17 protein-coding genes and 2 pseudogenes are annotated in these 20887 nt (G+C 39.5%); 11 read left to right on the top strand and 8 right to left on the bottom strand.

Annotation, left to right across the window (positions count from 1 at the left end):
• Positions 1–9: 9 nt before the first annotated feature.
• Entirely contained in the window at positions 10–1134 is a 1125-nt protein-coding gene (locus tag MSMAS_RS14595) for a hypothetical protein (RefSeq protein WP_011033868.1), read from the top strand.
• A 76-nt stretch (positions 1135–1210) separates the two neighbouring features.
• Positions 1211–2071, top strand: a complete 861-nt coding sequence (locus MSMAS_RS14600; protein ID WP_015412200.1) for a GNAT family N-acetyltransferase — start codon at positions 1211–1213, stop codon at positions 2069–2071.
• Between the two features lie 134 nt (positions 2072–2205).
• Here MSMAS_RS14600 and MSMAS_RS14605 read toward each other — a convergent pair whose 3' ends face one another.
• Positions 2206–2925 (bottom strand): cupin domain-containing protein, encoded by a 720-nt coding sequence (locus tag MSMAS_RS14605; protein WP_011033866.1) that lies wholly within the window; start codon positions 2923–2925, stop codon positions 2206–2208.
• Positions 2926–3099: 174 nt separating this feature from the next.
• Between MSMAS_RS14605 and MSMAS_RS17930 the strand changes: the two are divergent.
• Positions 3100–3924 (top strand): annotated as a pseudogene (locus MSMAS_RS17930) (ISH3-like element ISMma1 family transposase); the annotation flags it as partial.
• A gap of 58 nt (positions 3925–3982) precedes the next feature.
• On the opposite strand, the gene MSMAS_RS14615 reads toward MSMAS_RS17930, so the two are convergent.
• Entirely contained in the window at positions 3983–5161 is a 1179-nt protein-coding gene (locus MSMAS_RS14615; protein ID WP_011034859.1) for an IS256-like element ISMma16 family transposase, read from the bottom strand.
• Positions 5162–5191: 30 nt separating this feature from the next.
• Here MSMAS_RS14615 and MSMAS_RS19025 point away from each other — a divergent pair.
• Together MSMAS_RS19025 and MSMAS_RS14620 are read left to right on the top strand one after the other, a co-directional pair.
• A pseudogene (locus MSMAS_RS19025) lies at positions 5192–5581 on the top strand (ISH3-like element ISMma1 family transposase); the annotation flags it as partial.
• 260 nt (positions 5582–5841) lie between these two features.
• Positions 5842–6774 carry a DMT family transporter gene (locus MSMAS_RS14620; RefSeq protein WP_230625169.1) on the top strand — a complete coding sequence of 311 codons (933 nt, stop codon included), beginning with the start codon at positions 5842–5844 and terminating at the stop codon, positions 6772–6774.
• Positions 6775–6810: 36 nt separating this feature from the next.
• Here the strand turns inward: MSMAS_RS14620 and mtaA are convergent, their stop codons facing one another.
• On the bottom strand, positions 6811–7836 hold the full coding sequence (mtaA, locus tag MSMAS_RS14625; RefSeq protein ID WP_011033864.1) for a methylcobamide:CoM methyltransferase MtaA: 1026 nt from the start codon (positions 7834–7836) through the stop codon (positions 6811–6813).
• 178 nt (positions 7837–8014) lie between these two features.
• Complete coding sequence (locus MSMAS_RS14630) at positions 8015–9739, bottom strand: histidine kinase N-terminal 7TM domain-containing protein (protein ID WP_011033863.1); 1725 nt, start codon at positions 9737–9739, stop codon at positions 8015–8017.
• Positions 9740–11328: 1589 nt separating this feature from the next.
• Here MSMAS_RS14630 and MSMAS_RS14635 point away from each other — a divergent pair.
• A complete protein-coding gene (locus MSMAS_RS14635; protein WP_011032474.1) occupies positions 11329–12573 on the top strand; it encodes an IS110-like element ISMma5 family transposase in 1245 nt (414 codons plus the stop codon).
• Between the two features lie 83 nt (positions 12574–12656).
• Here MSMAS_RS14635 and MSMAS_RS14640 read toward each other — a convergent pair whose 3' ends face one another.
• Positions 12657–13715: a hypothetical protein gene (locus tag MSMAS_RS14640; RefSeq protein WP_011033862.1), complete on the bottom strand. Its 1059-nt coding sequence runs from the start codon at positions 13713–13715 to the stop codon at positions 12657–12659.
• 583 nt (positions 13716–14298) lie between these two features.
• On the opposite strand from MSMAS_RS14640, the gene MSMAS_RS14645 reads away from it, so the two are divergent.
• Positions 14299–14832 (top strand): GNAT family N-acetyltransferase, encoded by a 534-nt coding sequence (locus MSMAS_RS14645; protein WP_011033861.1) that lies wholly within the window; start codon positions 14299–14301, stop codon positions 14830–14832.
• A gap of 26 nt (positions 14833–14858) precedes the next feature.
• On the opposite strand, the gene MSMAS_RS14650 is transcribed toward MSMAS_RS14645, so the two are convergent.
• Positions 14859–17444 carry a NosD domain-containing protein gene (locus MSMAS_RS14650; protein ID WP_048046737.1) on the bottom strand — a complete coding sequence of 862 codons (2586 nt, stop codon included), beginning with the start codon at positions 17442–17444 and terminating at the stop codon, positions 14859–14861.
• Positions 17445–18235: 791 nt separating this feature from the next.
• On the opposite strand from MSMAS_RS14650, the gene MSMAS_RS14655 reads away from it, so the two are divergent.
• From MSMAS_RS14655 to MSMAS_RS14665, 4 genes are all read left to right on the top strand, one after another.
• Positions 18236–18520 (top strand): hypothetical protein, encoded by a 285-nt coding sequence (locus MSMAS_RS14655; protein WP_048045890.1) that lies wholly within the window; start codon positions 18236–18238, stop codon positions 18518–18520.
• A gap of 42 nt (positions 18521–18562) precedes the next feature.
• Positions 18563–18733 carry a hypothetical protein gene (locus MSMAS_RS19030; protein WP_155395385.1) on the top strand — a complete coding sequence of 57 codons (171 nt, stop codon included), beginning with the start codon at positions 18563–18565 and terminating at the stop codon, positions 18731–18733.
• Between the two features lie 76 nt (positions 18734–18809).
• On the top strand, positions 18810–19193 hold the full coding sequence (locus MSMAS_RS14660) for a hypothetical protein (RefSeq protein WP_011033859.1): 384 nt from the start codon (positions 18810–18812) through the stop codon (positions 19191–19193).
• Positions 19194–19631: 438 nt separating this feature from the next.
• Positions 19632–20024, top strand: a complete 393-nt coding sequence (locus MSMAS_RS14665) for a YkvA family protein (RefSeq protein WP_011033858.1) — start codon at positions 19632–19634, stop codon at positions 20022–20024.
• A 246-nt stretch (positions 20025–20270) separates the two neighbouring features.
• On the opposite strand, the gene MSMAS_RS14670 is transcribed toward MSMAS_RS14665, so the two are convergent.
• Together MSMAS_RS14670 and MSMAS_RS14675 are read right to left on the bottom strand one after the other, a co-directional pair.
• A complete protein-coding gene (locus MSMAS_RS14670; RefSeq protein ID WP_011033857.1) occupies positions 20271–20504 on the bottom strand; it encodes a type II toxin-antitoxin system HicA family toxin in 234 nt (77 codons plus the stop codon).
• The gene (locus tag MSMAS_RS14675) at positions 20501–20809 is read right to left on the bottom strand and encodes a type II toxin-antitoxin system HicB family antitoxin (protein WP_230633283.1); all 309 of its coding nucleotides are present in this window, start codon (positions 20807–20809) and stop codon (positions 20501–20503) included. The genes MSMAS_RS14670 and MSMAS_RS14675 overlap by 4 nt, the downstream gene beginning before the upstream one ends.
• Between the last annotated feature and the right edge of the window lie 78 nt (positions 20810–20887).

The following is a 20887-nucleotide window of genomic DNA, read 5'->3' on the forward strand; positions in this document are numbered from 1 at the left end:
AGTGTAACTTTGAAGCGTAACATCTTTTCAATTGGTTTTATTTCAGTTGTTTTATTCATTGTACTGGGCGCATGTGTAGGTCTGGCTGCCAGCGAGGCTTTGCAGGGAAGCGAGCAGGAGATTAACTCGGCTTTTAGCAATCAGATCACCCCTGTAATTTCAGGAGACTATATTGTCTGGCAGGATGAGCGGGACGGAAACTGGGACATCTACATGTATGACATGTCCGCTGGAAGGACGGAAACTTCCCTGTTTAACGGTCCAAAAGATGAAATTGAGCCTGCAATCTCAGGCAGCCGTGTGGTTCTGGCAGATAACAGGAGAGGAAATTATGATATATACATGTATGATATCTCCACTAAAAAGGAAGTTCAGGTTACTTCGGATAAATCCGAGCAGAAAGAGCCTGCAATCTCAGAAGATATAATTGTCTGGACAGACCGAAGGAACCAGAACACAGATATCTACATGTACGATCTCACCACGAAAGAGGAAACCCGGATTACAGATGATAAAGCTGACCAGAGCCAGCCTGCAGTCTGGGGAAACATCATAGTCTGGAAAGATACACGGAATGGGAATGAAGATATTTACATGTACGACATCAGCGCAGGGAAAGAAAGCCCTGTGGTAATGGATTCTGCGGCACAGACAAACCCTGTCATAGAAGGCGATTACATCGTATGGGAGGACAGGCGTGCAGGAAACCTTGACATTTACATGTACGAGATTTCCACCGGAAAAGAAAAACCTGTCTGCACCGACCCCTCCCCGCAGAAAACCCCTGCTATCTCGGACGGAAGGATAGTCTGGGCTGACGGGAGAATTAAAGGGACAAACATCTTTATATATGATATCGCCACAGGGCAGGAAAAGACGGTTTCCACAGCATCCGAATATGAAAGCAACCCCTCAATAGACGGCAACAGGATAGTCTGGCAGGACAAGCGTAAAGGCGCAATGGACATTTTTATGTTTACTGAAGACGCTTCAGAAACCGAATCAACTGCAGGAGAAAAAACAGAAGCTGAAACAGGCTCAAAAGCGCCTCTCGGGATATATCCTGTATCAGCCGGGGTTATAGCGGCATATCTTATGATAAATTCAGGGAAAAAAGGGAAAAGAAAAACATAAGCCTGTAACCCAGATCCTGGAGAGCAGGTAATGCAGAGACTTAATGAATAAATAGAAAGTGAGAATATTAACTGTCATGGGTAAAAGTTCGGAAGAGATAAAAAACCTGGAAATCCGAAGAATGAACCGGGAAGAAACCGAATTCGCAATTGAGATGGCAGCTGCCGAAGGCTGGAATCCCGGCATCCATGATGGAGAACTTTTTTACGAGACTGACCCTGAAGGCTTTTTTATTGCAGAACTTGGAGGCAAGCCAGCAGGCTGTGCCTCAGCTGTTGCATATGATGATGAATTTGGTTTTCTCGGGCTTTACGCGGTCAAACCCGAATTCAGGAAAAAAGAAATCGGAATGAAATTAACCGAAAAATGCCTGGAGCACCTGGGAGACAGAAATATAGGGCTTGACGGGGTTGTGGAAAACGAAAAGAAGTACCAGAAAGTTATGAAATTTAAATCCTCTTACAGCAACCTGCGTTTTGAAGGCAGAGGAGGAGGAAAAACCTCTGATGGGCTGGTAGATATCTCGGAAATCCCTTTTGAAAAGCTGCTTGAATACGATAGAAGAATGTTTCCTGCCCCAAGGCAAGGTTTTCTGAAAAAATGGATCAAACAGCCAGACTCTTACGCTTTTGCAGCCCAGGAAGACGGAGATCTTAAAGGGTACGGCGTTATAAGGAAATGCAGACAGGGCTATAAGATAGGCCCCCTTTTTGCGGACGAGCAGTGTACGGCAGAAAAAATTTTCAGGGCACTCAGGGCTTCAGTTCCTGAAGAAACCTTTTATTTTGATGTTCCCGAACCAAATAAAAAAGCAATGGAAATAGCGAAGAAATATCACATGAATGTAATGTTCAGAACTATACGCATGTACAGCCGGGAAGAACCCGTAATAGAGCTTGATAAGGTCTATGGGGTTACAAGTTTCGAGCTAGGATAATGAGGAAGATTGGTTAGAAGGGAAAACAAACAGAGTATAATCAGATAAAATATAATAAGTGAGAGAAAAATAAATGAGAGAGAAAAATAAATGAGAGAGAAAAATAAGTGAGAGAGAAAAACAAAATTTAATGATTATAGTTCAATATCCCTTATGTGCCTCTCATATCTTTCATCCCATGCAGGAGCTGTTATGCAGATCTGCTTAAGGTTTCCGCGAAACCAGAATCTTTTTCCCGCAGGCACAACTACTACGTCTCCTGATCTTACTTCAAATTCTCTGTCCTCAACTATCCATGTGCCTGACCCTTCCAGGATATAATAAAGGAAATCACTTTTTTCGTGAACGAATTCTTCCGCATGCCCGGACTCTGTTTCCTGATAAAGGACAGCAGCATTCGGGGAGTCTGCTCTGGTTGTGTAAATCCTCATACGGACCCCGTATTTCTCGATTACCTCTGAATTTTCAGGCCTGAAAACCACACGGGGGAATTCTTTTGAAGCTGCAGGAGGACCACGACAGAGACGGTTTTCATCAGCCATGTTAAGCAAAATCAGATTCTTTTCAAACCCCCCACTTTCCTTTCTCTTTTTCAATCTTACCGATTCAAGGGCTTCTTTAGAAAAGCCTCTGAGTTCTGCAATTCTGTAAATTACTTCAAGAAGGTCAGCAAGCTCTTCAGCCTCTTTGCTTTCAAGATACTCAGCCAGTTCTTCTTCAAGTTTTCTCTCCAGCTCCAGAAGGAATTCAGGATCTGAAATTTCTTTTACGGCAAAATCCCTGCCGGAATCCCTGAGGATATCCGGTATTCTGTCCCTTATCGCTTTATGCCCGTGTTCTGTGAAAGAAGTCAAGAATTGCCTCCCGCCTGTGGACTGCCAGATAATACAAAAGATTACGACAGATTAAAACAGGTTACAGCAAATAAATCATTTCTTTAAACAGAAAAATACAGTAGTTCCGAATATCCTTAGTTCCGAGACCTGTTTTTTACAATTGAAGGTATAATCAAAAAAGTATTGAAGACTATGAAGTCGTTTGCTATGACTCCAAAAAACGACTCCATGTCTGATGTAGACACAGCCAGTTTACTGGCTTTGTCTTCTGAATTCTTTAGCATCGTTGATATAATAACTTTACCCGATGGAGCAAATTACAGCTATCAAGAGTTTCTTAACGTTTTACTTCATGCGGCAACATCTTCTACTGATTCTCTTGAATCTGCAAGTAATGATCTCAAATCAAAAGTTCCAAACACAAGAATACCTTCAGCTGATACTATTTTCAATTACATAAAATCCAATTCTATTGAATATATCCTCTCTTCTTTCCGAAAAATAAATAATGAAATTTTTAGGATGATGAAGCTTAAAAACAATGTTCATGACATCGCTATTGACTTTCATGACGTTGAATATTATGGATGCAGAGACACTCTCTGTATAAGGGGAATCAAACCAAAGAATGGAACTTCATGGGGATATTCTTTCTGCACTTTAGATGTAATTGGGAATTCTAAGCTAACACTTGATGTTATTGACATCAACGGATTAAGCAAAGATTATTCAATTCTTATGGAATCATTGTTTGAAAGGATTGAAAAAATGGGAGTAAAAGTGGGAACAGTATACATGGATAGAGAATTTTTTAACAGAAAAGTTATCTCAAAGATGGAGAAATACAAAGTTGATTTCGTAATTGCAGCTAAATCAAACAAAAGAATTAAGGAGATGCTTGAAAGGCATAGAAAAGAAAATGGAGATACTTCTACGGTTTTTGAATATAAGTTTCAAGGAGAAGAACAAACTTTTAACATTGTAGCAGTGTGGGATAAAGAAAAAAAATACAGTATAGGCAGTGTGCCTAATTTTCTGTAAAATTTGCTCTATACCCCTTAGTCTTCTTTTTTGATTACTGCTCCATTACTATATACCTGTTTCCAGTAATCCAGTCTTCATTTATATCAATGAGTATTGAGACTACCAGTCTCAATACTGATTCCTGGTTAGGGAATGCTCCTACAACTTTGGTTCTTCTTTTTATCTCCTTGTTAGTTCTCTCCATCATATTTGTCGTCCTTATTTTTCTCCAATGACTCTGTGGAAACTGCATGTAATTCATTACATCATACTGAAAATTCTCAAGAGTATCAGCTGCACTTTTATATTCCATCTTATCCAGTTCCCTTATCAAATCATTGTATTTTTGACGGTCTACCAATGCTTCTTTTATCTTATCTGCTACTTCTTTTTGCTTCTTTTTTTGAACCTTTTTTAGAGCTTGCCTTATCAGATGAACGTGGCACATCTGCCAGCTTGATCCGATGAAGGATTCTCTAACTGCTTTTTGTATTCCTTTATGACCATCAGAAACAATTAACTTGACACCTCTTAACCCTCTTTCTTTCAGGTCTTCGAATAGATCTTGCCAGAACAGAGAGTCTTCGCTGTCTGCCAATCTTGCTCCAAGAATCTCGCGAAAACCATCATCCCTGACTCCAGAAACTATAAAGAGAGCTTTATTTTCGTAATGAAGTCCATCTCTTACTTTGAGATAAGTAGCATCAATAAACAAATAAGGAATTTCGTGTTCTATTGGCTTTGACAAAAATTCTGAAACTTTCTCATCCAGCTCTTTTGTAATTCTGGAAACTGAAGAGGCTGAGATTCCCTCAACTCCCAAAGCAGTCATGACCTTATCCACCCTTCGGGTGGAAACGCCTTGCAGGTAAGATTCAGCTACAGCGGATAAGATGGCCTGTTCAACTCGGGAATATTTCTCAAATACCTGAGTTTCAAAGGGAAACTCACGGAATTGAGGTTTTAATAATTCAAGTTCTCCATACTTGGTAAGGAGGGTTCGGGGTTTGTAGCCATTTCTACTGGCTTTACGAGAATCAGTCCTCTCATAACGTTGTGCACCAACCTGGAGGAGGGCTTCCTCCTCCATTACGAGATTTAAAAACCACGTAATTAAATGGCGAATTCCATCTTCCTGATCGACAAGATAATCTTTTATGAGTGAGAATAAATCTACCATTGACTCTGCATCCTGTTTTTTTGTGGTGAAAGGAAAAGGATACAGAGTCAATCATAATTTACAGAACTTTCGGTACACTGCCACAGTATATTTGCAACAAATAAAAAAGTGAGTTCAATAGACACATTTGTAAAGCAAATACCTGAAGAATACAGGAAGAGATGGAATATAGAAACAGGGTATAGAGTAAAAAAGGATTTTAAGATACGAACATGTTCTAAATCACCTGTTGCAAGGACACTATTTTTTGTAGTTCAATGTATCATGTATAATATTTTGAATGTATTAAAGTCAGTTCTTGACATTACAGCATACCAAATGAAATCAGTAATAAATCAAGACATTATTAAGGCAGTAAAAGAAGGAGTTAATTCATTATCCAATATTACAGTCAGGTCATTTCTTGAGTGCTTAACCAGATATAATAAAGAAAGAAGGCGAGCGCTTCGCGCTCGATTAAGAGATTTATAAATTTTTAAATATAACCAAAAAAAAATCATAAAATTAGTTAGTGGAAACTATGCACAAATTTTACTTCAGGACTTTAAAATACTGAAGTTTTTAGAACATTATATAAAAAATGAAATCAGAATCGATGAGATGAAAACATTTTTCATGAACTATTAAGGAAAAATTGTAAACGAATGAAAGTTGTCATTCGGAACTATAACAAATCGGAACTACTGAAATATCCAATAAATATATAAGTTCTATACATATACCCATGCAGAATGTTTCATCCATGCAGAATGTTTCTGGAGAGCAAAAAAGCGCACCTGGCAGTCATTATAGGCTGCGTATTTTACAGCATGAACGGGCTTTTTATTTCCCATATCCATGATATGGATATTTCTCCGGTAATATTTTACAGACTATTTTTTGGAATTCTCTTCCTTTTTATATACATAATTTCAAGAGGAAAAACCCCTGACCTGAGGTTAAAGAAAAGAAGAGGAAGCCTCTTTCTTCAGGGTGTGCTTGTGGTTATGTGCATGTTGCTTTATTTTACCTGCCTGAAGACCACCTGTGTATCCATAGCGATTTTACTCCAGTACACAGCCCCTGTTTACGTGATGCTGGTCTCTCCTTTTCTCCTGAAAGAAAAAATAAGAAAGGAAAGTATAGCTGCACTCTTTATCGCAATTACAGGAGTATTTCTAATGGTCAGACCTGAAGACGGGCTTTCCGGTATTGAACTTACAGGCAGCTATATGATAGGCATAATAGCAGGGCTGCTTTCGGGGGTCGTGTTTGCGGCTCTGATCCTGAACGTGAAAGTTTTAAAAACGGAATATCCCGAACTTGCGATTGTCTTCTGGCCTATGGGGATAGCACTTTTACTGCTCAGCCCTTCTGCATTTGATGTCTCCAGGGACGTACTCTACAGCAACCTGACAGTTCTTGCTGTTTTCGGAATAGTGTCAATAGGTTTCGGAGAAATCTTTACGATTCTTGGGTTTGCCAATCTTAAAGCCCAGACAGGAAGCCTGCTTGCCCTGATAGAACCTGTAAGCGGGGTATTTCTGGACATAGCTGTGCTCGGGATCGCACTGTCACCGGAAACCCTTGCAGGCTGCGCCTTAATTATGGTTTCTGCGTTGATCATAAGCCTTAAGGGGCCCGAGGATATTTCGGAAAAAACAGGAGAAAGAGTTTTTATTTGAAAGAACTCCCCCCTTACCGCAGCCACTAATGAAAGTTCAGAGTGAACAGTACTCGTCTCTTGCCCTGAGAAGTGCTTTTATGTTCCCGAGTGGAGTGTGGGGAGCAAGGCCACAGCCGGGTGCAAGGATATCGATTCCATCTTCAAGGCACGCCCTGGCTTCAATAATAACCTCTTCAGTCCCTTTCATCAACAGGGTATCCGAAGGGGAAACATTTCCTATCAGACGTATCCGGTCGCCCACAATCCGCTTTGCAAAACTGACCTCTACTTTTTCTTCAATACTGATTCCCTCAAATCCTGAGTCTGCAAGAGGATCAAGGACAGCCGTTGCATCTCCACACATATGCAGGATTTTCAAGCCTTTGACTTCTTTGCAGAATTTCCTGTAGAGCGGAAAAACCGAGGTCTCAAACATCTGAGGGGCAATGATATCAGGTCCGGCTTCAGAATCTATCAGGGTCACGGCATCTGCACCTCTTTCAATTAATCCGTTCGCATATTCGATACAGGCTTCCATTACGGTTCCCATGAGCTCTTCAACGACTTCGGGGTTTGTTACAAACCACATGAGGTAGTTTCTCATTCCCGCAAGCATGGAAGCAAGCCCGGCAGGACCTACAACCCCTGCGACAACAGGAACATCCTCCCCCACACGTTCTTTGAGGATTTCAACCGCGTCCAGCACTACGGATGTCAACCTGCTTTCAAGAAGAGAATCAGGAACTGAGATGTCCTTAACGTCTTTCTTTTTCTTGCAGGGGAAATCTGTTACATAAGGCTGTATATCAACGCTGCCTTCGTCTACCGTACATCCCAGAGTTTCAGCAAGCACTGTGGTGCAAAAAGGGCACCGCACATTCTCAAATCCTGCGATCTCGTATCCACCCAGAGCAAGTGCAGCCATTTTAGCTGCATCGTAATTAGCCTGAGGCCAGTATGCTCCAGTCATTTCCATAAGTTCTACCGTGCCAGTCTGGGTAACAGAACAGACAGGAACCATGTCAATAGATTCACCTTTCAGCGCCCGTTTAAATCTCGTGTTAAGGGTTAATTCTCTCATATTTTCACCAGCTATAATCAGATATTGATAGTTCAGTTTCGGCTGCCAGCCTGATAAATAATGTCCTGGAAATATTTGTTATTTTATAATATACCGGGAAACGTATATAAAAAATATAAATCAAAGAAAAAAAAGCAAATTACTTACGCTGCATGATTGGGGCTTTATTTTCATGCTTTCAATTGCATACTTCTATGGAACTGGCTCTGCACTCTGTCGGAACTATCCTCCAGTTCCCGGGGGGTACCCTGATTTCAAATCTGGCGCCCTCGCCTTCGATTCCCGTTTCGGCAATTTCCATGCCTGTAATGGAAAGTATTCCCCTGACAAGGAAAAGACCAAGCCCGGTGTTTCTACCAACTGATTTTTCAAAAATAAGCTCTTTCATAGCGGAAGAGATTCCTATTCCGTTGTCCTTTACTTCAATTACGACATTTTCCCCGGCTGTGTGAAAACGGATGTTAATCTCAGTCACACGTTCACCATGGGCTCTTGCATTGTCAAAAAGATTGTAAAAAGCTTTTTTAAGCAGAGGGTCAGCATAGATTTCAAGGCCTTTATCCTCTATAGAAAACTTGATTCCCTGCCCTGAAAAGGCGAATGCTGCCTCTTTTGCAATGCTGCATATAGACTGCCATGTAGGAGAAACGACTCCGAGTTCCTGGTAGTCTTTTGTGAAAATAATCTGGCTATGAATTGTTTCAATTCCTTTGTTGAGATTCCTGAAGTACTTCGCGATCCTGGGGTCTCCCCTTACGTCCAGAGGGAGCATCTCGGAGATCAGTTCTGTATATCCCGAAAGCACGTTTACCTGATTGAGAATATCATGCCTTGTAATATTGCTCATGAGGTTAATTTTTTTATTTGCCTGTTTCAGTGCTTCCTGGTATCTGTGTATCTCCGTGATATCATGGATCATTATCAGTTTACCTTCTGGCTCATTCCTTGCCATAAGGGGGCTGACACTGACAGTAAAAAACTTAATTTCCGAACCGCTTTTAAGTGAAATCTCCCTGCCAAAATCTCCTTCAGGCGTATGACATAGAAGCTCCACTCCTTCTCCGAAAAGGTAAGTTAAGTTTTTTCCCAGTACCTCTTTTCTTGTTTTCCCTGCAAGTTCAAGTACCGCCCTGTTAACGTCCACTATTGAGTTTGAAGTATCCACAACAATATATCCATCGCTCATGGATTCTATAACGTTTTCTCTGGCAACTGGAATAATATTAAGAAACTCATGCTGGATTGTGCCCCAGAAAAGGATCAAACCGGTTATTGCAAGAGAAAATGGAGTAGGGTCAAGGGATTCAAAAGGTCCTACATCTGCGAGATGAAGTATATTCCCAAGAACCGGAACACAGGCTGCGGTAAGAGCGATGCCTGCCTGGGTACCGTAAGGTGCAGTAAGGCGGACAAATTGCTTGAAGAGGAGAAAGATTCCAAGAACCAGTAAAACAAAAGAATAGAGATAAAAAATCCAGAACAACGATCCATGCTGAATTATAAGGAGAGGAAACTCTCTGGAGTAATCAAGATGAAAAGATTCGAAAAACAGCCCATGGACATTATTCGTGACCATCAACAGAATTACAGAGCAGGGCAAAAGATAGAGCAGCTTTTCATATTTTCGTGCAAATTGAATGCCTATCCCAGAATATTCGGAAGTAAATAAAAACCAGGATACAGGAATAAAGGAGAGACCAAGATACTGGAGGCGGGCAAAGAAATATTTTTGTCCGGGTTCCATAAACCCAATTTCAAAAGCATAATTTATAGACCAGAGCGTCATGCCGAGCATAACTAACGTAAAATGTTTTACAAAAGGCGATCTGTGGCAATTATAGGCTTTGTATGCCCTGATCGCAAGTAAGGTAGATATGAGCCCTGAAAAAATTAATGCTCCCATAAAGGGAAACGCAGTGGTGTGAATTTGCAGGCTGATAAGACGACCTTCCTTTTTTCAATTGTGGATATGTAAATTTGGAGAGTAAGGAGGTGAAAGTAAAAAAACACCAGACGTTTTAATCATTACATTAATGCTAACTATATAAATTTATATGCCCTGCATAAGGAACGGACAACCTTCTGAGATATAATTCGCAACATATCTGCAGAAAATGAGAGATAAAAAATGTGCAAATACTCTCACAAAAAACAGGCAAATTTTGCCCGGATAGAAAATTCAATACGATATGATGAGTTTTCAGACAATTTGTTCAGAAAAACTTGATATATTCAGATAATTTTCATTTAAGATGTCAGATTCAGACAATTTTTATTTAAGATGTTAGCTGAACATTCAAGGTTCTTAAGTATCCCAGGGTCTCCTCCCTTTTCACTACTTCTATTTATTGCATTTAAATAACCTCTAGCTCTGTAAATATTCTATGAATTTTCTTCCATACATTATAACCTTTCTTCTTATTATAGTATGTGTATCTTTCAAGAACCGAGCATCTGGATTTTTAAGCCTTAAAAAATGAAAACCCCTGAGAAAGCTTCTGAAAACTTCCTTTTATTTTCTACCAGGCACCTTAATTTTTGAGGTTACGGAAATAACGGTAAATTAGCTGTTGTACCCGTGATTTCCAGAATAAGGCAACTCAGAATTTTGGGATTTAAAGCCTGAAGTCTGCCCTGCTAACATCCTGTATCTCAAATTCATAACTCACATACAGAACTTTAAACGTAATCTTAACCTTTATTTAGTCCCGCTCCACACAGGCCAAAAATTCTCCCAGGGATATCGTTTTTCAAGAAAGTGTCCAAGCGTTAAGGAGGGTAATAACCAGGATTAATATCCATGCTCCTGCAGCATAGGAGCCAGGATTAACCCCTTGCACAGCAAAGATCTGAAACCTTCAGGGTCTCAGAATTCCGACTGGAAAACCGGCATCCTGCCCTGAGAGCACTTTTACCCCAGTGGGGGGGAAAATGTCAATATATATAAACATTTGCACAAAAATCTAAATATAAAATGCTGAAGAATTGGCTTTAAAAGCAGTGGCAAACAAGAGTCAAAACTTTAAAACACAGGTCAAAAGTTAAAAAACAGAATAAAAGTTAAAAACAAATCTAAAGTTAAAAAACAGAACAAAAGTTAAAAACAAGTCTAAAGTTAAAAAACATTCAAAAATTAAAAATAAAGGTTAAAAATTAAAAAACAATCAAAAATCAAAAGGTTACAGACCTGAAACGGTCACATGCCTGAAAATATATCATGCCTGAAACCGAAAAAAAGAGATTAAAAAAAACACACATGATATTCTTGGAATAACATGCCCAAAAAATGAAAGTCCTTTTCACTTAGCTTTTTTGATAATAGAACTCCATCATTACCTTTGGACAGGAAGGTTGTTTTTACTTTGGTTCTCCGAAGCCGTCAAAAAACTAACCATTGAATTGCCATCGAAGGCCCAGATGTGACCTTGATCACGGATGCCAAATTGCCTTTGAAGCAATTCTACTGTCCTGGAAATGATGGAGTAATGTAAATTGGACGGAGAAATAAACAAATCTTGTGGTTTAGACATTCACAAACGTTTTGTTATTGCTACTATCCTCAGTAGATCCGGTGAAAAACAACAACATCGTTTTGCCAGAGATGATGATGGGATTTTAGATCTTAAAAATTTAGTAACCTCTGAAAAATGTGATGTTGTTGCCTGTGAATCAACAAGTGATTTCTGGGTTCCGATTTATGAGGCATTGATAGATCATTTGCCTGTTATAGTTGGAAATGCTCGAGATATGAAAGCATTTACACATAAAAAAACAGATAAAATAGATTCCGAAGTAATTGCAAAACTTGCATTGAATAAGATGGTTCAACCATCAAGAGTTTTTCCGAAGAAACATAGAGAATTCAGGTCATACGTCAGGCTTCGCCTAACTCTTGTAAGAAAAAGAACGGACATTAAAAATGAAGCTCATGCAATTCTTTCCTCCGAAATGTTACATCTGGGTGATGTTCTGACTGACATTTTTGGAAAAAATGGTAGAGCAATTCTAGCAGGAATCTCTTCAGGTAAAAATATTGATCAAATTATAGAGTCGCTTTCTCCAAATGTTCGGAAAAAGAGTGTTCAGATAAGGGAAATTCTGGATAGAGAAATATCACAGAGTGCTGCAATAAGGCTTCAGATATGTCTGAACCTTATAAAACATTTAGATGAAGAAATTGAAGTTCTTGAAAGAGAAATTTTCAATTATGCTTATCAAAAGCATAAAAGGGAAATGGAAATTTTGATGTCAGTTCCAGGTATTGGGGAGCTTGGTGCGGCAACTCTAATTGCTGAAATAGGAGATTTCAGGGATTTTCCAACGGGAGATAAACTTGCTTCATGGCTTGGAATAGTTCCTAATGTGTATCAATCTGCAGATAAATACCATAACGGAAGAATCACTAAGAGAGGATCAAAAGTAGCAAGGTGGATTCTAACTCAGATTGCTCAAGCAGCAGCAAGAAAGAAAAATAGCAGATTAAAGGAGTTTTTTAACAGGAAAAAGAAGACAATTGGATATGCTAAGGCAATTATTGCCTTAGCAAGGAAAATTGCAACAATAATATGGCATTTGATCACAAACGATGAGATGTACGAAGATGAAACAGGATACCAAAAGGGAGAAGTTAAAAAGAGAAAGATTGTTGAGGCAGAGATATTCTCGGTTGATGAAAGGATAACAATAATTAGTGGAATTATCGCAATTATGGGAAAAAAGGAAGGAGAGAGTACGTGATGAGTTTTCTCATCATGGACTTTCATGCCAAATTAAAATTTTGAATAAACCCGGGATAAGGGTCATTCAGATATTTTCCATGCTTAAAGAAAGCTGAGAATCCCGGAAAACTCTTTATTGAAAGTGTATTTATTGAAGTTAGAGCTTTCCATAATCTTTTGCCTGATGTAATGGAGCACGCTCAGAAGGCTCTCATCGCTTTCAGACTCCATATCTCCGGCATATGGGTGGATATTCTCCTCAAGAGCACCAAGGAGCCTGGGGTCAATCCCGTTTTCAAAGTAAGCGTCCACGACCAGAAGGTCCGAGATCTGCTCATAGAAACCTGCAAGCTCATTAAGCCAGTCAGGAGCACTGTATCCTGCCTCATATTTTTGCTGGTTAAGGAACATGAGGTAACCGGAAATGCTGTTAATCAGGTCCTCAGTCAACCGGTCCTCGGGAAACACTATTGGGAAACGTTTCATTACTGCAGGGGTTGTGGAGCTTGAGTAAATCATCTCATACTCGCAGACCGATGGAAAAAGCCTCGAAATCTGGCTGTTAAGCACTGCAGTCACATAGGGGTACTTTTCAGGGTCTTTGAGTACAATACCGCAGCCGTCCTTAAACACATGGTTTCCGGAAACATCATATGCTGCCTGCAAGCGGTACCCTTCGGTAGCAATGATCTTTGGAGTATTGAGGTACTCCAGAAGTTTTCTTCCTCTTATGCTGTAGTCTGCAGGTTCTACAGGAGAATCATCATGACCAAACTGGTTTTTGAATTCCAGAATTCTCCCGTATGTCAGAGGGAACCTGACTCTAAGTTCTTCAGGAGGAATTATTCTGCACTCCTTCCTGTTGTCTTTTTCCGACAGCTCATAGGGGAGCATAAAACGGTAGGGTGAAGAGTTAAGTGCAAACTTTTCGGGAAAAGAGCCTGAGACATAGGGATAAATAAGCTCGGATTCTAAAATTACGGGTTTACAGAGGCCCTCACAAAGGTAAAGCGACTCGGAACCGCTTCCTTCTGGAACGACGAGCCTGTGAAGAAGGCTATTTTTTGAGCTGATTCCTCCGAAAATGTTTTCGGAGATATCTCCAAGAGTAGTCGGAAATTCACAGATCTTTTCTACAATTCTGTTTTCGTTCAGGAACATCTATTTTTCACTTCTGTAATATTGAGAAAATTAATTTCTCCTGTTTTTATTCTCAGGTCGAATCCCGCCTGAGATTTCGAAAAATAATCTGGTATCAGCCCTCCGGACCTGATGCCCCATTAAATCATCAAATCCTGACTGAACTGCAGGGTTGGTTTCTGGGTAATTATCTGCAGGAGATAGTAGAAGAACATAAGTATATAAATATATTCGCACTGAAAATTAATTATAAATATAAATCGTGACAAATAGCTGGAAAAAAGGCTATGAATTAAAAAATGGAGAGCTGCAGCCCTCATGTTCCAAAAGAGAACCATCAAAACAGCTAAATAAATAACGAAAACTAAAGAAGTAAGAAGACTGAATTCCCGGTGCCGTAAAGTTTAAGGCAGCTGATTATCAGAAGCTCGTGACTTCCTGTCCTTAGCAGCCGTTCTATCAATTTATTTTTTAAATTCCGGGATCCGATCCAGGTCCAGTTGCTCAAGAAAAATTCAAAAAAAGGAAAACCGGTAAAAAGGAAAAATACTGACAGGAGTACTAACTAAAAAAATTTAAATATTAACCTTCCGACTACCTATACATGCAGGAAAACAAAAATTCCGGAAAAGATTTGATAAGAGAAGCCTCAACAGAAGACATACCCGGAATGCTTGAGGTCTTTAATTATTATGTTGAAAACAGCTTTGCATCCTACCTCGAAAATTCAGTGGGTCCCGAGTTTTTTCAGCTTATCCAGAGTGAAAAAGACCAGGACAGAGACGATCATTTCCCATTTTATGTGATTGAGGAAGATAGCAAGATAATAGGAATCGGAGCTCTCAGACCTTATTTTCCATTCCCTAATTTCCGCCACACAGGAGTTGTTTCCTATTTTATCCTGCCGGCATATACAAGAAAAGGGCTTGGATCGATGATGCTTGAAAAACTCTGTATGGAAGCCCGGGAAAAAAAGATGCAGAGCCTCCTTGCAAACGTATCCTCAAAAAACGAAGCCAGCCTGAACTTTCACCTGAAAAAAGGCTTTATTGAATGCGGAAGGTTCAAAAAAGTGGGGAGCAAATTTGGGAAATATTTTGACATTGTATGGATGCAGAAGTTCCTTGAACAGGATTAAAAGTAAAAAAGAATTTGGAAAGGGAATTAGATTGAACCTGCAAGAGGCAGGTAATCAACATTTCCCTTCCCCATGACATAAGCCATTTCACAGATGCCGTCGTGGTCCGCGTCCTGATGTGTCTGACTGAATCCGCTCCTTTCGGGTGAAGCCCAGAAATTCCCTCCTGTGAAAGATCCTCCAGCAATATTAGCTCCTGACCTTTTGCTAACATTCCAGAGATTTGCCGAACTTTTGCTATCGAAATAAAGATTTTTGGTATTATTCAGGTAATTGTCATAGGCTTTGTTATTACGGGAGTTCAAAAGATACATGCCGTATCCTGAATTTGAAACTATCCTGTTAGTATTGATCGTATTGCCGGTGGCAGAGTTCAGATAGATGCCGTACAGCGTATTCAGGTTTGCACTATTAGCTGTTAAAACATTGTTTCCGGAAGCTTTCAGGTATATGCCGATTTTATTGCCTGATACTTCATTCTCAACCAGAGTATTGTTATTGCTGAGAGAGTCAAGCCAGATACCGTAATTGCTGTTAGACACTGTATTGCTGGCCATCACATTCATACTGGCATTATGCAAAATAACAGACACTTCACTGTAAGAAGCTGTGTTTTTGATCAGGTCATTTTTAACAGAATTCCATAAACTGATTCCATACTTGCTGTTGTTTGACGCCGTATTATTTCCAAGTTTGTTTTTGTCTGAGTCTTTCAGGTAAATACCGATATTATTGTACAGTGCCCCGTTCCCACTAAGACTATTGTTATTGCTTGAGGACTCCAGCCAGATACCGTAACTGCTGGAAGACGCAGTGTTATTGCTCAGGTTGTTTTCACTGGAATTGTGCAGAATAATACAGACGTTGCTGCTGTTTGATGCTATATTATCGTTCAGAGTATTTTCACTGGAATCCCACAGGTTGATGCAGGACCCGGAGCTATTTAATGCCGTGTTATTGAGAATTGAATTCCTGCCGGAAGCTTTCAGATAGATCCCTATCTTATTATCTGCTGCAAGATTACTGTCCAGCATGTTATCTACGGAAGAATCCACCCATATACCGTAGCTACTGCTGGAAACCCTGTTCTCAAGAAGCATGTTCCCGCCCGAGTTGCGCAGAAGAATGCCGGCATGGCTGTATGATATTGTGTTGTTGTCAAGAATATTGTTGCCGGACAGATCCAGGCGGACGCCGAAACCCGGGATTACACCGGAATTATTTCCGGCTGCCTGAGCAGAACCACCGGAAGAATTAAAAAGATAGTTTGGAGAGATAAACAGTTCATTGTTTTCAATACGGCAGTCTTCAACCTCATAAAGATGGATCCCCGAATCGGGAAAACTTATGTTTCCTGTAATATGAAATCCGTTAATCTCTACTCCATCTGCTGTCACGGAGAAGATGTTATCCAGGCCGCTGGCTGCTTTAACTATGGTATCCGACGGGCTGCCGGAAGCGGAAATGAGAGAAAGGTCTTTTACGCCAATTTCGATGTTTTCCACATAAACGCCCGGGTAAACAAGAATTGTATCTCCTGGATAAGAATTATCCACTGCAGACTGAATTGAGGAGAAATCGGCAACATGGTCCTCGCTGTTGCTTACGGTAATTAAGGTGGAGTTCGATTCTTTGAGAGGGAGATAATCAGTGTATCCGCTACTTTCGATGTCATATGGGGAGTCAAAAATACCGTCAAGGTCAATGTCTCTGACGCCTCTGGGATAAACCGTACCATCGGGCATTCCCCAGAAGTTGCCTCCGAGATAAGGACCGCCTACAATATTCGTGCTCCCGGATCTTGTTGTGTTCCAGGTATTTTCCCCTGCAACCTGTCCAGATTCCACATTTACAGTGTTGTTGAAATAGTTATTGTATATAAGGTTGTTAGAAGTCTCGTAGATTCTCAGGCCTGCCTGATTGTTATACTTTAAGATATTGCTCACCAGAAGATTTCCATTTGATTCGCCTGTGAGAGAAAACCCTTTATCATTTTCCGAAACCGTGTTATTTTCCAGGGTGTTTTTTGCAGAATCAAAAAGTGAAATCCCGATCTTGCAGTGTGAAACCGAATTACTTTTTATGTTATTATTCAGACTTTCACTCAGGCTAATCCCTGTAAGGCTATCTGAAATATTATTGTTTATCAGTGTGTTACCCGAACTGAACATGTAAAGATCTATGCCACACCTGTTATTCGAGAGAATATTGTGCTCAAGGAAACAATCTGCAACTCCAAAAAAATGGACCCCGGAAGCTGAACCCGATCCTTTTATAGTGAGCCCTTTAATTTTCACTCCGTTTGCCCAGATACTGAAAACATTTTTAGAACTATCAGCTGCCTGAATTATGGTATCTGCAGGGCTGCCGGATTCAGAAAGAATGGTCAGAGAAGTATTAATTTCAATGTTTTCCGTGTAAGTGCCCGGTTTGATAATTATTTCATCTCCCGGGTTTGCAGCGTTTACCGCAGCCTGAATGGATGTGAAATCCGCAGCCTGATCTGTATTACTTACTGTAATTACACTGGCTGCTGCACTTCCTGCGACTGCGAAATTTAATGCGAGAACTGCAATAAGAACGATTATGGCTCTTGTTTTTACTGGATGCATGGTACACACCGTAACGAAATTTTTGGGTTCTGTGACAAAACTTATTTTAATCATTTAAACTGATGAGTAGAGATACAGAAATTCAGGTGAGAAAGCCTGCCCGAAGTGCTAAATAAATACCAATGATTTCGGAAAAGTTTCCGGTAAATATTGTGCACTGGTTCGCCTGTGAACTTTAGACTTTATAAATATATAGAGGGGAAAAAACCCGAAAAAAACTGAAAACTCACTCAAAATTTCAAATATCCTGTATCTGATTTATTAATTTGACTGTCTTGCTACCTTAAGAAATGTAAAGACAATATTTCAACTCAGAGAGTTAAAGTTCTAAATTTAATTAATATGTAGAAAAATAGTACAGTTATATAAAATTAACTCAGATCTGAGAAAGCCGCTCTTCTAAACACCTTATTTTCTGTGTATCAGTACACATTTGTATAATATTTAGAACAAATAGTAATAAAAACAAAGAATTATGGCATATTTTGTATATTAATTACATATTAAGACCATCTATAGGAAAGATAGCAGATAGAAAAACGAGAAAATTTATGGAAATCAGAATATTAGCTTCATGTACTCAAAACAAGCCGTAATTAACGAAAAAGAAAATAAAGGCACTTAATAACCGGCTTTCATTTCTATTTTAACATATATCAGTTAGTCATTTATGTAAAACCAGTTAGTCATTTATGTAAAAGTTTAAGAGGCGCAAAGTTTGAATAAATTTTTAAAAACAGTGAAAATTGAAATAGAATAATCCAAATATAAATAGATGGTGGGGAGTTAATTTGAAGTGGATAAGAGCTTTGCTGCCGTTAGTTTTCATTTTATTTGTTTCGCTCACGACTGCAAACACAGATGCAAACACAGATTGGATAAAGTATATGGATAGGTCGGAATCTTCAGCCGGAAACCTGTTAACAGACACGACAGAAGGAGAGATAAAACTGAATGATAGTGGAAAATACAGGGACGGATTAATTGATAATTTTGATTATTTCATAAATCCGGGCTATCCGTCAGGCCATATGCGGCATTCCGGGAATACAGGGAGTGATAAGTACGCTCTGTGACACGGTTCCGAGAAGATGTGTCAAAAGTAATGTAAAAAATTTATGCTGCGAGGACGGGTTCCCAGAAAATATAAAAGCCTGGAATCCAGAACCTTCAGCTCCAGCCATGCTACCCGCAGTAAAACAGATAGAAAGGAAGACGGGCCTATAAGAGAAGATGAAAATACCATGCAGAGGAAAGGATTTTTGCTTGCAGAAAAGAATCCTGAGTAAAAATACATTGAGAACAGATTCCAGTAGAAGAGCGGTAAAGGTTATCTGAGAAATCAAGCTGTCAAAAGGGGGGGAAATGACAGAAGACCCGAAAAAGTCAAGGAGCCTGATCCCACTTTATATAATTATTATTTTATATTACGCGATTGTGGCGCTTCAGGGGGGCGGGGATAGCGTCCTTTCTGAACCCGTATCTAAAGAATCGGATTTTCAGGTCAACCTCGCCAGAGGCGTAAATTATCAACTCCGGATTGAGGGTCCTGGCGGTCCCGAGAAGATAGATGTTACAATAAGAAATGGCTCCGATGTTGCATTCCAGAATACATTCGTATTAACAGATTCCAAAATAAGCTACCTTCCTTATCATCCCGAATTTACCGTGAAAGAAAACGGGACTTATCATGTGCACGTTAAACCGCTTAACTCCGGAACTATAATTCTGGAAATCAAAAAATCCTGAATTTCGCGGTTTTAATTAAAATTCTCCAAACCAGGTGATGCAGAACTTTCTGGTTTTTCAATTAAAATTCAGGAAGATCATTCAGGAAGATCAGGACGAGCTTCAATAAACTTAATATACATATCAATACTATTTTTATCTGCACTCAATTATTTTAGTACCCTGCCTTTTGCAGTAAAATGAAAATGACCATTTATACTCATTTATAACTATTTATGATCGTTTAATTCAAAATATATTACGACAAATAAATCTTGATTTTAAGTCGAAATTTAAGAGTCAAAATTTAATTCATTATTTAAAAGATCATTCATAACCTCAATTGACCGGAAAAGAGAAAACATATTCTGTATAATATTACTCTGGAAAGTAATAACACTTCGGAAAGTAATAACACTCCGGAAAGCCTGAATATAATCCGGAGATAGGGAGGATCATATGGATAAAACCAGTAATATCAGAGCGAAAAAAGTCGGATCAAATCTAAAAGAGTTTAAAGCCGATAATAAAGAGGCTTATGATATTGATACCGATTTTTCGGAAGGACTCGAAGACACTAATTACCTCACAGGCAACTTTAGAAAAATCTGGGACTATCTAGGATTATTGTTTTCCATGCTAGCAGACTCATTTAACAGAAAATACCCGGCTCCGAAGAAAACGGTAGTTGTGATGGCGGTTACTCTCATGTATCTTGTAAGTCCGGTTGATTTTATTCCAGATTTAATTCCTCTACTCGGATTTGCAGATGATATCGCATTGATTGTTTTTGCATTTAGCCTTATTAAAGAGGACCTGGACAATTACAGAGCCTGGAAAATGAGTTACTGAAAGCATTTTCGATCCGGATAGTATAATTCAAGCTTTAGCTTTACATCTTTGCCGGGGTAACATTTTATGTGGGTATTAAAAGTTGTTACCTGCAGGGCTGAAGATAAAAGTTAACTGACAGCAGTGGAAGCCGAAGCAAGATAACTTTTTTATTATTTTCCGGCCCGCCAACCCTCAAATCCTTCGATTGGGAATTCGGAGATTGTGCCGCTGTTGAAAAAGAGAAGAAAACTTAACTTTGATTTATCAAACCTTTTTCCTTAATTCCTCATACATTTCCCGTGAAATCCTGCTCTGCTTCAGGATTTCTTTGATCAGACCAGTGCCTAAATCTTCATTTCCATGAACAGGCACTACAGTCTTTCTACCGTCAGGATGAACGTATCTCACATGGCTTCCAACCTGATACACCTTTTGAAAGCCAAGCATCTCAAGTATTTTACACATATCCCTCCCGCTTACAGGAAGGAGTCTGCTCATACTTTTACCTCCACCTGCTGGATTCCAATAAATTTCAGCGGCAAAACATCTTCAAGTTCCTCAGCCTCAAGACAAACCTGTATCGCTTCCCTTATACGTTCCATAGCCTGTTCCACAGTTTTTCCCTGCGTATAACAACCCGGTATGTCAGGAACCTTTGCAACGTATACACCATCTTCGTCCTGTGCGATCAGAACCGTATAATTCAAGCTCTTGCCTTCCATCTTTACCGGAATAACATTTAATCTGTGAGTATTTAAAGTTGTTACTGGCAGGAGTGAAGATAAAACAGAGCCGAAAACCATCGGAAGCAGAAGTGGTATAACTTTTTCATTATATTTCCACCCCAGCCCCTCAATCCTTCGATTAGAAATTTTTCGATG

Source organism: Methanosarcina mazei S-6 (assembly GCF_000970205.1).
In the GTDB taxonomy this organism is placed as follows: domain Archaea; phylum Halobacteriota; class Methanosarcinia; order Methanosarcinales; family Methanosarcinaceae; genus Methanosarcina; species Methanosarcina mazei.

Coding starts and splice junctions, on each gene's coding strand:
- MSMAS_RS14600 (WP_015412200.1), top strand. CDS start 1,211: ATGGGTAAAAGTTCGGAAGAGATAAAAAACCTGGAAATCCGAAGAATG.
- MSMAS_RS14620 (WP_230625169.1), top strand. CDS start 5,842: ATGTTTCATCCATGCAGAATGTTTCTGGAGAGCAAAAAAGCGCACCTG.
- mtaA (WP_011033864.1), bottom strand. CDS start 7,836: ATGAGAGAATTAACCCTTAACACGAGATTTAAACGGGCGCTGAAAGGT.
- MSMAS_RS14630 (WP_011033863.1), bottom strand. CDS start 9,739: ATGGGAGCATTAATTTTTTCAGGGCTCATATCTACCTTACTTGCGATC.
- MSMAS_RS14640 (WP_011033862.1), bottom strand. CDS start 13,715: ATGTTCCTGAACGAAAACAGAATTGTAGAAAAGATCTGTGAATTTCCG.
- MSMAS_RS14645 (WP_011033861.1), top strand. CDS start 14,299: ATGCAGGAAAACAAAAATTCCGGAAAAGATTTGATAAGAGAAGCCTCA.
- MSMAS_RS14650 (WP_048046737.1), bottom strand. CDS start 17,444: ATGCATCCAGTAAAAACAAGAGCCATAATCGTTCTTATTGCAGTTCTC.
- MSMAS_RS19030 (WP_155395385.1), top strand. CDS start 18,563: ATGCTGCGAGGACGGGTTCCCAGAAAATATAAAAGCCTGGAATCCAGA.
- MSMAS_RS14660 (WP_011033859.1), top strand. CDS start 18,810: ATGACAGAAGACCCGAAAAAGTCAAGGAGCCTGATCCCACTTTATATA.
- MSMAS_RS14665 (WP_011033858.1), top strand. CDS start 19,632: ATGGATAAAACCAGTAATATCAGAGCGAAAAAAGTCGGATCAAATCTA.
- MSMAS_RS14670 (WP_011033857.1), bottom strand. CDS start 20,504: ATGAGCAGACTCCTTCCTGTAAGCGGGAGGGATATGTGTAAAATACTT.
- MSMAS_RS14675 (WP_230633283.1), bottom strand. CDS start 20,809: ATGGTTTTCGGCTCTGTTTTATCTTCACTCCTGCCAGTAACAACTTTA.